11 protein-coding genes are annotated in these 13285 nt (G+C 73.7%); 3 read left to right on the forward strand and 8 right to left on the reverse strand.

The window, feature by feature from the left end; all coding sequences use genetic code 11:
• Positions 1-29: 29 nt before the first annotated feature.
• The gene (locus tag ACZ6C1_RS01215) at positions 30-968 is read right to left on the reverse strand and encodes a DMT family transporter (protein ID WP_469236543.1); all 939 of its coding nucleotides are present in this window, start codon (positions 966-968) and stop codon (positions 30-32) included.
• Between ACZ6C1_RS01215 and ACZ6C1_RS01220 the strand changes: the two genes are divergently transcribed.
• Positions 967-2382 (forward strand): aminotransferase-like domain-containing protein, encoded by a 1416-nt coding sequence (locus ACZ6C1_RS01220; protein WP_469236545.1) that lies wholly within the window; start codon positions 967-969, stop codon positions 2380-2382. The genes ACZ6C1_RS01215 and ACZ6C1_RS01220 overlap by 2 nt on opposite strands.
• Positions 2383-2384: 2 nt before the next feature.
• Here the strand turns inward: ACZ6C1_RS01220 and ACZ6C1_RS01225 are convergent, their stop codons facing one another.
• From ACZ6C1_RS01225 to ACZ6C1_RS01245, 5 genes are all read right to left on the reverse strand, one after another.
• Positions 2385-3581, reverse strand: a complete 1197-nt coding sequence (locus ACZ6C1_RS01225; RefSeq protein ID WP_469236547.1) for a C40 family peptidase — start codon at positions 3579-3581, stop codon at positions 2385-2387.
• 98 nt (positions 3582-3679) lie between these two features.
• Positions 3680-6043, reverse strand: coding sequence for an outer membrane protein assembly factor BamB family protein (locus ACZ6C1_RS01230; RefSeq protein WP_469236549.1), 2364 nt, complete (start codon positions 6041-6043; stop codon positions 3680-3682).
• Between the two features lie 55 nt (positions 6044-6098).
• On the reverse strand, positions 6099-6365 hold the full coding sequence (locus ACZ6C1_RS01235) for a hypothetical protein (RefSeq protein WP_469236551.1): 267 nt from the start codon (positions 6363-6365) through the stop codon (positions 6099-6101).
• 21 nt (positions 6366-6386) lie between these two features.
• Positions 6387-7115 (reverse strand): TetR/AcrR family transcriptional regulator, encoded by a 729-nt coding sequence (locus tag ACZ6C1_RS01240; RefSeq protein ID WP_469236553.1) that lies wholly within the window; start codon positions 7113-7115, stop codon positions 6387-6389.
• A gap of 42 nt (positions 7116-7157) precedes the next feature.
• Complete coding sequence (locus ACZ6C1_RS01245; protein ID WP_469236555.1) at positions 7158-8093, reverse strand: AurF N-oxygenase family protein; 936 nt, start codon at positions 8091-8093, stop codon at positions 7158-7160.
• Positions 8094-8253: 160 nt separating this feature from the next.
• On the opposite strand from ACZ6C1_RS01245, the gene ACZ6C1_RS01250 reads away from it, so the two are divergent.
• Together ACZ6C1_RS01250 and ACZ6C1_RS01255 are read left to right on the forward strand one after the other, a co-directional pair.
• Positions 8254-9357, forward strand: coding sequence for a ferritin-like domain-containing protein (locus ACZ6C1_RS01250; RefSeq protein ID WP_469236557.1), 1104 nt, complete (start codon positions 8254-8256; stop codon positions 9355-9357).
• A gap of 35 nt (positions 9358-9392) precedes the next feature.
• Entirely contained in the window at positions 9393-10217 is an 825-nt protein-coding gene (locus tag ACZ6C1_RS01255) for a hypothetical protein (protein WP_469236558.1), read from the forward strand.
• Positions 10218-10256: 39 nt separating this feature from the next.
• Here the strand turns inward: ACZ6C1_RS01255 and ACZ6C1_RS01260 are convergent, their stop codons facing one another.
• Together ACZ6C1_RS01260 and ACZ6C1_RS01265 are read right to left on the reverse strand one after the other, a co-directional pair.
• The gene (locus tag ACZ6C1_RS01260) at positions 10257-11777 is read right to left on the reverse strand and encodes a penicillin-binding transpeptidase domain-containing protein (RefSeq protein ID WP_469236560.1); all 1521 of its coding nucleotides are present in this window, start codon (positions 11775-11777) and stop codon (positions 10257-10259) included.
• Positions 11774-13126, reverse strand: coding sequence for an FtsW/RodA/SpoVE family cell cycle protein (locus ACZ6C1_RS01265; protein ID WP_469236561.1), 1353 nt, complete (start codon positions 13124-13126; stop codon positions 11774-11776). Before ACZ6C1_RS01265 ends, ACZ6C1_RS01260 begins: the two co-directional genes overlap by 4 nt.
• Positions 13127-13285: the final 159 nt, after the last annotated feature.

Genomic DNA, 13285 nt, shown 5'->3' on the forward strand with positions numbered 1-13285 from the left:
CGGCCCGGCCCGGACGGTGCCAGGGGGTCCTACTTCCCGCCCGCCACGCCACCCAGCCGCGTCCGTACCGCGACCGCCGCCGAGGCGATGACCGTGAGACCGCCGAGGACGGTGGGCCAGGTGATCCGTTCGTCGAGGAGCAGGGTCGCCCAGCCGATGGTCATCACGGGCTGGACGAGCTGTATTTGGCTGACCTGGGCCATCGGGCCGATCGCGAGGCCGCGGTACCAGGCGAAGAAGCCGAGGAACATGCTGATCACGCCGAGGTAGGCGAACGCGGCCCATTCGGTCGCGGTGCCGGTCGGGGGGCGCTGGGACATCGCGTAGCCGGTGAGGGCGGTCATCAGGGGCGCGGAGAGCACCAGGGCCCAGGAGATGGTCTGCCAGGCGCCCAGCTCACGGGCGAGGAGGCCGCCTTCCGCGTAGCCGATGCCCGCCGCGAGGACCGCGGCCAGCAGGAGCAGGTCGGACCAGTGGAGCCCACCGAAGCCGCCGCCCTGGAGGGAGGCGAACACGACGGCCGCGAGCGCGCCGACGGCCGACATCGCCCAGAAGCGGACCGGGGGGCGTTCGTGGCCGCGGAGGACGGCCATCACCGCGGTCGCGGCCGGGAGGAGCGCGATCACGACGGCGCCGTGGCCGGCCGACGTGGTGGTCAGCGCGTAGGAGGTCAGTACGGGGAAGCCGACGACCACGCCACCGGCGACGACCGCCAGCCGGGCCCACTGGATGCCGCGGGGCAGCCGCTGCCTCGTCATCAGCAGCGCGGCGGCGGCGAGCAGCGCGGCGATCACCGCCCGGCCGGAGCCGATGAACAGCGGGGACATTCCGCCGCCTTCGACGGCGATCCGGGTGAAGGGGACGGTGAACGAGAACGCCGCGACGCCGAGCAGACCCCACGAGAGGCCGGTGCGGGCGGGGGATAGCACGGGCGCGTCGAGCAGAGTAGCGCTACTGTTGTTCCTCATGGACAACGATAGCAGTGCGCGGATCGTCGCCGACCTCGGTGAATGGATCGCCACAGCCGCCCCCGGCGCCAGGCTGCCGTCCACCCGGACGCTGGTCGCGCGGTACGGGGCCAGCCCGGTCACCGTGCAGAAGGCGCTGCGCACCCTGGCGGCCCGGGGAATGGTGGAGAGCCGGCCCGGCGTCGGGACCTTCGTCCGGGCCGTCCGTGTGGCCCGCCCGAACGACTACGGGTGGCAGACGGCGGCGCTCGGGGCGCCCCAGCACCGCATCCCGCACCTGTCCCCGGCGCTGCGGACCTTCCCCAACGACGTGATCGCGCTGCACTCGGGCTACCCGGACCGGGACCTGCTGCCCGAGCGCCTGGTCCGCGCCGCGTTCACCCGCGCGGCCCGCGGCGACGGCACCGTGAGCCGCCCCCCGGCCGCGGGCCTTCCCGAGCTGCAGGCCTGGTTCGCGGCCGAGATCGGCACGGCGATGCCCGTCGGGCTCGCACCCCCGGCCCCGAGTGACGTCGTCGTCTTCCCCGGCAGCCAGAGCGGCCTCAGCACCGCCTTCCGCGCCGTCGTCGGCGCGGGCCGCCCGCTCCTGGTGGAGTCACCCACCTACTGGGGCGCGATCCTCGCCGCCGCCCTGACGGGTGTGCGGGTCGTGCCCGTGCCCAGCGGGGCGCACGGCCCCGACCCCGACGAGCTGGCGCGGGCCTTCGAGCGGACCGGGGCGCGCGCGTTCTACGCGCAGCCCAACTTCGCCAACCCCACCGGCGCCCGCTGGTCTCCCGACCTGGCCGACCGCGTCCTCGGCACGGTCCGCGCGCACGGCGCGTTCCTGATCGAGGACGACTGGGCGCACGACCTCGGCATCGACGCCGACCCGGTGCCGATCGCGGCCCGGGACGACAGCGGGCACGTCATCCACCTGCGGTCGCTCACCAAGAGCGTCTCCCCGGCCGTCCGCATCGCCGCCATCACCGCCCGCGGGCCCGTCCGGGACCGCATCCTGGCCGACGCCCAGGCCGAGGCCATGTACGTCAGCGGCATCCTTCAGGCGGTCGCGCTCGACGTCGTCACCCAGCCGGCCTGGCGCACCCATCTGCGGAACCTGCGCCACCAGCTCGCCGCCCGCCGTGACCTCCTCCTCGGCGCGCTCCACGAGCACGTGCCGTCCGCAGTCCTGGAGGCCGTCCCCCGGGGCGGGCTGAACCTGTGGGTGCGGCTGCCGGACACCACCGACGTGCCCCGGCTCGTCCGGGACTGCGAGACCGCCGGGGTGATGGTCGCCGACGGAAACGCGTGGTTCCCGGCCGAACCCACCGGGGCGTTCCTCCGCCTCAACTACTCGGGCCCGAACCCCGGCGCCTTCCCCGACGGCGCCCGCGTCATCGGCCGGGAACTCGCACGGCAGCCGGAGCGGTGACCTCACCCCTCGTCGTATCCCTCGTCCGCGCCGTCCGCCGCGCCGGTGGGCAGGTCCGGTGGGGTGTAGGAGCGCAGGGGGCGGGCCCTGGAGTCGGGGCGGACCGCGCCGAGGAGCGGGTTGGCGGCGATGGGGGAGACCTTGACGCGGGTGCCGGGGCGCGGGGCCTGGATGACCAGCCCGTCACCCAGGTAGATCGCCACGTGCGTGGCCTTGGGGAAGTAGACCACCAGGTCCCCGGGACGCAGGGAGCGCAGCGGCACCTTGGGCAGGGTGCGCCACTGTTCCTGACTGGTGCGGGGGATGGGCCGCCCCGCCTTCGCCCACGCCTGCGACGTGAGGCCCGAGCAGTCGAAGGACTCGGGGCCCTCAGCGCCCCACACGTACGGCTTGCCGATCTGTTCGGCGGCGTACGACAGGGCCTCCTCGCCCAGGTCGGAGGGGGCGCGGGCGCCCTCCAGCTCGCCGGTGGCGAGGAGTTCGCGCTGGGCGTCCGCCGTCTCGGCCTCCTCCAGGGCGGTCAGCTCCTCGACCTCCTCGTCCGACAGCGCGGCGAGGGTCTCCTCGACCTCCTTCAGCCGGGCCGTCACCTCGTCGCGGGCCTTCTTCTGCTTCTCGGCCAGCGTCTGTTCCCGGTCCAGCGCCTTGCGGGACTCCGTCGCCAGCCGGTCCGCCCGTTTCTCGCCCTTCTCCAGCCGGGCCACGGTCGCCGCCCGTTCACGGGCCGCACGCCGGAGCAGGTGGTGCTGGTCCAGGGCGTGGTCGGGGTCCCGGGCGAGCAGCAGCCGCAGGGAGGAGGAGAAGTCGGTGCGGCCCTGGTACTGGGCGCGGGCGAGCCGTCCGGCCTCCGCCCGGGCGCGGGCGAGGGAGTCGCGCGTCCTCGTCAGGTCGCCGGTGAGTTTCCTGGTCTCGGCGGCGACCGCCTTCAGCTCCTCCTCGGTGGCGTTGTACGTCTCGGTCGCCTCCTCCGCCTCCTGGTACAGCGTGCGAAGCTGGGCCAGCAGCTCCGGCACGGTGGACGGGCCGGCCGTTTCGGTGGGCGGGCCGGGCGCCTCGGTGGACGGGCCGGCCGCCTCGGGGGACAGGCCGGCCGCCTCGGTGGGCGGGCCGGGCGGTTCGGGGGCGGCGGCCGCGGGAGCGGCGGGCAGCGCGGCCAGCAGCGCGGCGGCGCAGACGGTCCGAAGCAGTCGTCCTGACATGCCATCACCTCCGCCCTCATCATGGGGCGGTGGACGGTATGAAAAGCGTATTAAGTGCCTGAGTGGGGGGATCGTCCCCGCAGGGTCACCCGTCCTGGCTATTCCACCGGCAGCCCGTAGAACATCCGGTCCCGCCGGACGACCGCACCCGCGGCCCCCGCCGCCAGCACGCCGTAGGCCGCCGAAATGTCCGTGCCGCCCGGGCCCTGGACCCCGGCGTTCTGGAACTTCCACAACCGCCGTCCGTCGCCCGCCCCGAACGCGGTGACCTGCGACCCGCCCGCCACGAGCAGGGTGCGGCCGCTGGTGCTGACGGTCACGTCCGGGGCGTCACCGCCTGCCGCCGCCTCCGTACCGTGCCGCCAGCGTGTCCGGCCGGTCGCCGTATCGACCGCGTACACCGCCTGGGAGCGGTCGGCGACGTACAGCGTGCCGCCGTGCACCCGGCCGCGCCCGAAGACGGCGCCGCCCGGCACCTTCCACAGCGGCCTGCGGGTACGGGTGTCGAACGCCTGCAGGCCGCCCGCGACCGCCGCGTACAGCCGTCCCGACTCGTCCCCGGACACCGCGCCGCCCGGCCGTGCCGCACCGAACGGCCGGAACCACCGGCGCGCGCCGGTGGCCCGGTCGTGCGAGTAGAAAACCGCCAGCCCCTTGGCGGCCTTGACCTGAGCGGCCGTCAGCGACCGCGGGTCCTGGCGCACGACGAGCGCGTCCGGCCGCAGCGTGAGCACCTCGTAGGCGGCGGCGTACGGGGCACGCCCGTTCGGCACCTGGATCCGCCACAGCTCCCTGGACCGTGCGACGTCGTACGCGAAGAGGTACGTGCGGGTCGCCAGCGTGCCGGTGAACCACACGACCGTGCCGGAGTGCCCGGCGACCGACGCCGGGCGGACGCCGTCCGGGTACGCCATCCGCTGCCCGACCGCGCCGTCCTCGGGGGAGAGCAGCAGGAACCCGTCGGCGCCCAGGACGAGCAGCCGGTCCTTCCCGATGGTCAGGGCGCGGTGTACGGAGGCGGCGTCGGCGCGCTGCCACAGGCGCCGGCCGGTGCGGAGGTCGACGGCCGTGGTGTGGGCGCTGCCGGTGAGGACCAGGGCCTGGTCCCGCCAGACGGCGGCGTTCAGCGGGGAGCGGGCGGTGGCGGGATGCTCGTAGGCCCAGCGGGGCTGGGGCGGCACCCCCGTGACGGCGGGGCGCGGCCGGGCGGCCGGCCTGGCGTCGGTACGCGGCTCCTCGCCGTCGCCGGACGTGAACGCGAGGACGCCACCGCCCCCGAGGACGGCTCCGGTGACCCCGGCGGCCAGCCCGGTGAACAGCCCGCGCCGGGAGAGGGCAGGGGGTCCCGCTGCGGGGGCTCCCGGCGCGGGAGCCGCCGGGTGGGCGGGCACGGGGAGCGCGGGCGCCAGTGCCTGGACCCGCGGGGCGGGCGGGAGGAGGACCGGCTGCGGAGCGGGGGCGGCCGCCCGGGACGGGCGCGCCACCACGAGGTCGGTGGTGACGGGATCCCGCCGCGCCTGCCGCCCCACGCGTACGGTGCGCCCGTCCGTGTCCTCTTCCGGCGCCTCCAGGGCCGCCACCCGCGCCGCCTGCTCGTCGAGCGCCTCGGCCAGCCGGTCCGGGAGCCAGCCGCCCCGGGCCAGGGCCGCCGCACCCTCCAGCGCCAGGGCCGCAGCGGCCTCCCCGGCCGCGGGGCGGTCCTCCGGGCACTTGGCGAGGCACCGGGCGATCAGCGGGCGCAGGTCTTCCGGGACGGCACCGAGGGCCGGCTCGGCGTCCGCGATGGCCTCCGCGTCCGCCAGCGGAGGGGTACCGGTCGCCGCGTACGCCAGCAGCAGTCCGAGCACGAAGACGTCCGACGGCGGGCCCGGCTCATGGCCGGCGACCTGCTCGGGCGTGAGGTAGCCGAGCCGTACCGACAACTGCCCGCCCTCGTGGGCCCGGGCCGACTCGGCCGCGCCCAGCGCGCCGAACGCGGTCAGCCGAGGCCCGTCGGCCGCCAGCAGCACGGTGCCGGGAGCGAGCCCGTGCAGCACGGCGCCGGTCGCGTGGACCCGCGCCAGCGTCTCGGCGAGCCCCGCGCCCAGCACCCGCACCGCCCGCTCGGGCAGCGGCCCGGCGAGGGCGACCGCTTCGCCGAGGGTGAGCGCGGGAACGTAGGGCGTCGCCGTCCACAGCTCGGGCCCGTCGACGGCGGCCTCCAGCGGCCCCGCCACCCAGCCCCCGGCCAGCCGCTCGGCCGTGCGTGCCTCCGCCGCGAACCGGCGCCGGAAAGCGGGCAGTTCCGCGAGCGCCGCAGGCGCCACGGCGACGACCACCCGCGAACCGTCGTCGCCCCGCGCGAGGTACCGCACCGCGCTCGCCGACTCCCGCAGACGCGCGAGGACGCTGTACGGCCCGCACCGGCGGGGGTCACCGTCCCTCAGCGGTCCGATCGGCTGAAGCGGCGACGACGATCCCATACGGAGGCTCCCCCTCTGGCGGCGCGGCGGCGCGGCGGCGCGCATGCCCGTGATCCTACGACTTCTGTGACCAGGGCCACTTCACCTCGCGCCGCTCGCGGCCCTCGGGGGCGTACTCGTACTTCCAGCCGCGCTGGAGCCCGAGGCGCTTGGTGTAGCCGGAGGGGACGCGACGGTAGGCGTGGACGGTCGGCGGGCCGCCGTCCTCGGCCGGGACGGGCACCGTGTACCACTTGGGCGGGTGACCGGTGGGGCCGGTCAGCACCGGCAGGACCCGGCCGTCCAGGGGACCGCCGTAGAAGGGGGTGTTCTCGCTTCGCACGCCCCCAGTCTCACACCCGGCTCACAGCAGGTGCGCGGCCTCGCTCACCACGGGGATCACCCGGCGCGCCAGGGTGCCCACCGGACCCTCCGCCGTCTCCTGCGACAGCAGCACCGACACCGCCCCCGCCGTCTGCTCGTCGGTCGCGGCGGTCGCCGTCAGCAGCGCGACCAGGTGGTCGACCAGCCAGGCACGCAGCTCGGCGGCGGGCGGCCGCTTGTCCTCGTCCAGCCAGATGAGTGACGCCGCCTCGACCGCCGCGATCCATGTACGCACCATCATCCGCAGCCTCGGCCCCGGGTCGGGGACGCCCAGGTGCACCAGGATCTGTTCGGCCGCCGCGCGCCGCACATCGTCGACGATCGCGGTCGTACGGGAGGTCTCGGCGACGCTGCCGCCCTGGAGCAGGGCGCTGAATCCGGCGTCGTGCTGGTCGACGAAGGCCAGGTACCGGTCGAGGACGCGGGCGAGCCGCTCGGTGGGCGGCCCCACGGGCGGCTCGGCGAAGCACAGCTCCAGCTCGTGGGCGGCCGAACGCAGCGCGGCCTCGTACAACTCCTGCTTGCCGCCCGCGAAGTAGCGGTACACGAGCGGGCGCGAGACACCGGCCGCCTCGGCGACGTCGTCGAGCGAGACGTCCTCCGGCGCCCGGTGTGCGAACAGCGAGAGGGCGACCCCGAGGAGCTGCGTACGGCGCTCCTCGACGCTGAGCCGTCGGTACGCGGGTGCGGGCGTGGCGGCACTGGTCATGCCCGCAGCGTAACTCCGCCCCCTCCTCCCCGGTGCCGGGCTTCAGGCGAGGAGGCCGGAACTCTTCCAGAGCCTGCGCCCCACGCCCCGCAGCACGCCGATGTCGTCGAGGAAGTCCGTCAGCCGCCTGGCGCCGGACTGCATCACCTCGCGGCGGTGGCCGCTCGCCCGCACCTGGGCGACCGCCTGGCGCCGGTCGAGGCCGACGTTCTCGTACACCTGCGGGTTGACGAAGCACACGGAGAAGACGCGGGCCGCCTCACCGCAGCTGACCCGGGTGAACTCCTGCTCCCAGCGCGGGGCCGTGACCATCTGGCGGCGCAACTCCTCCCGCGCGTACCGGACGTGCCGGGCCTCCTCCACCACGTGGATGCGGGTCACGCCGCGCACCAGGGTCTGGACGCGCTCGTCGGGGAAGGTGAGGCGCTGCATCCAGTCGAGGATCTCCTCACCGAGCAGCGTGGCCGCGAACGAGCCGGGGGTCGTCGACACGGTCTTCAGGACGCGCGCCATGTTGTGGTACACGCGCGGCACCCGGTACGCGGGTGCTCCGCCCTTCTCGATCATCCTGGCGAACATCATCGAGTGGCGGCACTCGTCGGCGATCTCGGTGAGCGCGTACCGCACATGGTTGCTGGTGACCGACTTGTCGTAGATGTGCCGGACCAGGAGCTGCATCAGGATGATCTCGAACCAGATGCCGAGGGAGGCGAGCGAGGCGGCCTCGTGCCGGGCCAGGTCCATCCGCTGCTCCTCGGACATCTTCCGCCACAACGGGGTGTCGTAGAGGGAGACCAGCTCGGGCGGCCAGAACCACTTGCCGTCCTCGACGGGGGCGTCCCAGTCGAGCTCCTTGTCCGGGTCGAAGGAGTGCTTCGCGGAGGACTCGAGCAGCCGCTCGGCGACCTGTTCGCGGTCCCGGAGCGGGCCGAGTGCGTCGCGGAGCAGACGTATGTCGCGTTCGGACACGGTCGTCATCGGCGGGGCACCTCGCGCGGTCGACGTTACTGGGGGTCAGCTCTTATGAGACTGCCTGTCAGCAAGACCGTCAATCCCCTGTGCCCGACTTGTTGACCCGGCGTCTACCAACGTGTGAGCCTGCCAACTACCCGTCAGCGCACAGGCGAAGGAGCCGTCCGTGTCGACGCACGATCTCTACACCAAGGATCCGGAAGACCCCATCTGGCAGGTCCCGGCCACCGGCGCCGCCCGCTTCAACTGGGACTACGACGACGGCCGCGACCGGCTGCTCGCCCTCTACCAGAAGGGCAAGGACAAGCAGTGGGACGGCGCCAGGCGCATCGACTGGGACCTGGAGGTCGACCCGTACGACCCCCTCGGCACCCCCGACGAGGCGCTGACCCTCCACGGAACGCGCTACTGGGCCAAGATGACCGAGAGGGACAAGGGCGAACTGCGCAAGCACTACGCCTCCTGGCAGTTCAGCCAGTTCCTCCACGGCGAGCAGGGCGCGATGATCTGCGCGGCCCGGATCGTCGAGTCCGTCCCCGACATGGACGCCAAGTTCTACTCCGCCACCCAGACCATGGACGAGGCCCGGCACGCCGAGGTCTACGGCCGCTTCCTGCACGAGAAGGTCGGGATGCTGTACCCGATCAACGACAGCCTCCAGGGACTGCTCGGCGACACCCTCCGCGACTCCCGCTGGGACATGCCCTACCTCGGCATGCAGGTCCTCATCGAGGGCCTCGCGCTCGCCGCGTTCGGGCTGATCCGGGACACCACCGACAAACCGCTGCCGAAGCAGATACTGGCGTACGTCATGCAGGACGAGGCCCGGCACGTCGCCTTCGGCCGCATGGCGCTGCGCGACTACTACAAGCAGCTCACCGACGCCGAACTGCGCGAGCGCGAGGAGTTCGTCATCGAGGGCTGCTACCTCATGCGCGACCGGCTGCGCGGCGTGGAGGTGCTGGAGAACTTCGGCGTCTCCACGAAGGAGGCGGAGGACTTCTCCGAGCAGTCCGAATTCCTCCAGCTGTTCCGCAAGCTGCTGTTCAGCCGGATCGTCCCGTGCGTCAAGGACATCGGCCTGTGGGGCGAACGGCTCCAGAAGGCGTACGTGGACATGGGCGTCTTCGAGCTGGGCAACTCCAACCTCGACCTGCTGATGACCCAGGACGAGGAGATCGCCGAGCAGCTCGACCGCGAACGCTTCGCGGCCGAGGAGGCCGAGCGGGTCGCGGAGGTGACGGAGGCCATCGCGGAGGGTGGAGCGTGATCGGGCGCTTCACCCCGTGACGTAGCCTGGCGGGCATGAGCATGCCGCCTCCGCCCCAGCAGCCGCCCGGCCCGTACGGTGGGTACCCCGGCCCGCAGCCCGGCCCGTACGGCGCGCAGCCGCCCGGGCCGCAGCCCCACGTCCCGCAGCAGTACCCCGGGCAGCCCGGCCCCTACGGCGGCCCGATGCCCGGCCCGTACGGCGTGCAGCCGCCGCGCAAGAAGCGCACCGGGCTGGTCATCGGCATCGTCGCGGGGTCGCTCGTCCTGCTCGGCTGCCTCGGCTTCGGCGTCATGATGGTCGTCGACGGCTCCGGCGGCGGCACCTCCTTCCCGGCGGCCACGCACAAGCTCACCGTCCCCAAGACGCTGGTGGACGGCGAGTACACGCTCGCCCAGGACATGTCCGACACCGAGGGCAAGAAGGTCCTGGAGGACAGCTACGACCCCGGTGTCCGGACGGACGGGGCGGCCGTGGCGCAGTACACCGCCGAGAAGGGCGGCCAGATCAAGGCGCTCGTCGTCTCCGGGTTCCACGGCAGGCTCAAGAACCCCGACGTCCAGCGCCGAAGCCTGCTCAAGGGCGCCGGAACCGCCCAGAACGCCTCGATCGAGGTGCCGGCCAAGGACGTCACACCCGCCGGGTCGGACGTCAAGGTCGAGTGCGAGGTGCTCAGCAACACCGAGGCGGGCAACGAGGTCACCTTCCCGATGTGCGCCTGGGCCGACGGCAACACCGCCGCCGGTGTCGGCGTGGTCGACGCGGCCTCGGTCGACCAGAAGCCCGAGGACATCGACCTGGCCGCGGCCGCCGAGCTGACCCTGAAGGTCCGCGCCGAAATGCGCAAGCCGATCGGCTAGTCCGCTCCGTGGAGGGGGCGCCGTCCGGTGCGCCCCTGGTCACGGCCGGAACGGCCCGCCCACCCCGTTCCGCGCCCCGACACGGGCCTCGCTGCGCCGCTCCTCCTCCCGCAGCGCCGCCTCCATCACCGACCGGGCGATCGGCGCCGCGCTGCCCCCGCCGCTGATGTCCTCCCGGTTGGCCGAGGCGTCCTCCACGACCACCGCCACCGCCACCGCCGGCCGGCCCGTGCCCTCCGCCTGCGCCCAGCCGATGAACCAGGCGTACGGCGTGCCGATGTTCCCCACACCGTGCTGCGCCGTGCCGGTCTTCCCGCCGACCCGCGCGCCCGCGATGGCCGCCTTGCTGCCCGAGCCGCCGTCGACCACGTCCACCATCAACTGCTGGAGCCGCAGCGCGGTCGGCGGCAGCATCGCCTGCCGGTAGGTGCGGCGGACGTGCTGCGTCACGGTGTCGCCGTCGGCCGTGGTCGTCCGCTCCACCAGGTGCGGCTGGGCGATCTCCCCGCCGTTGGCCACCGCGGCGGCGACCATCGCCATCTGCAGCGGGGTGGCCCTGGTGTCGTACTGGCCGATGGCGGAGAGCGCGAGCCGGTCCACGCTCATCTCGGTGTCGAAGTTGGACCGGGCCACCGCCGACGGGACGCGCAACGAGGTGTCGTTGAAGCCGAACCGGGACACCGCGTCGAGCATCCCGGCCGCCCCCACCTTCACCCCGAGGTGGGCCATCACGGTGTTGCAGGACCAGCGGATCGCGTACGCCAGCGAGGCGTTGCCGCACCCCTTCGCCTCGTTCGGCAGCACGGTCCGCGTGCCCGGCAGCAGATACGGTTCGGGCGCGTCCGTCGGGGTGTTCACATCGGTCACGATCCCGGCGTCCATCGCCGCCGCCGCGGTCACGATCTTGAACGTGGAGCCGGGCGGATAGGTCTGCCGCAGGGCACGGTTGAGCATCGGCTGGTCCGGCGCCGCGTTGAGCCTCCGCCAGGCCGCGGCCACCCGGTGGCCGGTGCCGGACAGCAGACCGGGGTCGTACGAGGGGCTGCTCACCAGCGCCAGGACGCGGCCGCTGGACGGCTCGATGGCGGCGACCGCGCCGCGCCTGCCGTCGAGTCCTTCGTACGCGACGCGTTGCAGCGGCTCACGGATGGTGGTGACCACGTGGCCGCCCGGCGGCCGGGTGCGGCTGAGGTCGTGCCAGAAGGGGAAGGGCGCGAGCATGGGGCTCGTACCGGACAGCACGGGGTCCTCGGTGTGCTCCAGGAGGGTGGTGCCGTACGTCTGCGAGGCGTGCCCGGTCACCGGGGCGTACAGCGGGCCGTCGGTGTACGTGCGCTCGTGGCGCAGTTGCTCCCCGGTGTCCCTGGAGCCCGTGACGGGCGTGCCGTCGACGACGATGTCACCGCGCGGCTCGGCGTAACGGGCCATGACCGTCCGCCGGTTGGCCGGGTTGGCATCCAGCGACGGTGCCTCGAAGAGCTGGACGCGAGCGGCGTTGACCAGGAGGGCGGCGAGCAGGAGCAGGCACACGACGGCGGCGTGCCGGATGCAGGGGATCAAAGGGCCTCCGTCACGACGGGGAGGATGGCACCGGGCTCGACACCCTCCGGTTCGGGCGCGCGGGCGGAGTCGCTGACGCGGATCAGGAGCGCCACGATGATCCAGTTGGTGACGACCGACGATCCGCCCTGTGCGAGGAACGGCATGGCCATGCCGGTCAGCGGGATCAGGCCCATCACACCGCCCGCGATGACGAACACCTGCAGGGCGGGGATCGAGGCGAGACCGGTGGCGAGGAGCCGGCCGAACGGATCCCGCAGCGCGAGCCCGGTTCGGAAACCGCGGGCCACGAGCAGGGCGTACAGCAGGAAGATGGCCGTCAGCCCGGCCAGGCCCAACTCCTCACCGGCGGTGGCCAGGATGAAGTCGGACTTGGCGGCGAAGCCGATCAGGATCGAGTCGCCCAGGCCCAGGCCCGTACCGAGCATCCCGCCGGCCGCGAAGGCGAACAGCGACTGGGCCAGTTGGCCCGGGCCCTTGCCGGCCTCGATGGAGGCGAACGGGTGGAGCCAGTCCTCCACCCGGTTGTTGACGTGCGGTTCGAGCCCGCCCACCACGAACGCCCCCGCCGCGGCCAGCAGCAGCCCGACGGCGACCCAGCCGGTGCGGCCGGTGGCCACGTACAGCAGGATCACGAACAGCCCGAAGAACAGCAGCGAGGTGCCGAGGTCGCGCTCCAGCACGAGGACCCCCACGCTGACCAGCCAGATCGCCACGATCGGCCCGAGCACCCGGCCGGTGGGCAACTGCACGCCCCACACGCGGCGGCCGGTGTGGGCGAGGGCGTGCCGGTTGGCGGCGAGGTACGCGGCGAAGAAGACGGCGAGCAGGATCTTGGCGAACTCGCCCGGCTGGAACGAGAATCCGCCGATCCGGATCCAGATTTTGGCGCCGTTGACGGCGGGGAAGAAGATCGGCACCAGCAGCAACAGCAGAGCGGCGGCGACGGACACGTACGCGTAGCCCTGCAGGGTCCGGTGGTCGCGGAGCAGGACGACCACCGCGATGAAGAGCGCGACGCCGAGGGTGGACCACACCAGTTGGGTGGGCGCGGCGTGATCGGCGGGGGTCTCCAGGTCGAGGCGGTAGATGAGCACCAGGCCGAGGCCGTTGAGCAGCACCGCGATGGGGAGGAGCAGGGGATCGGCGTACGGGGCGCGGTACCGCACGGCGAGATGGGCGAGCAGCGCCAGCAGCCCGAGCCCGGCCCCGTACGCGGCGGCGTCCGGCGGCACGGCGCCGCTCCTGGCGAGACCGACGCCGACGTACCCGTACACGGCGATGAGGACGGCCCCGATGAGGAGGGACAGCTCCACCCCCCGGCGCCTGTGGTTCCTCGTTGCGGTCATGCCAGGCAACGTAGCAAGTGGCGCGGCATATATCCGTTATGTCGCACCTGACACGGTCCGCAGTCGACCGACGGCCGGGGCGGGGCCGTGCAGGGTCGTCCCCGCAGGGGTCGGCGGCGTCCGACGGGCTCCCCGTCGGACGAACCCAAGGCCGCCGAC

This window comes from Streptomyces sp. NPDC041796, assembly GCF_055590785.1.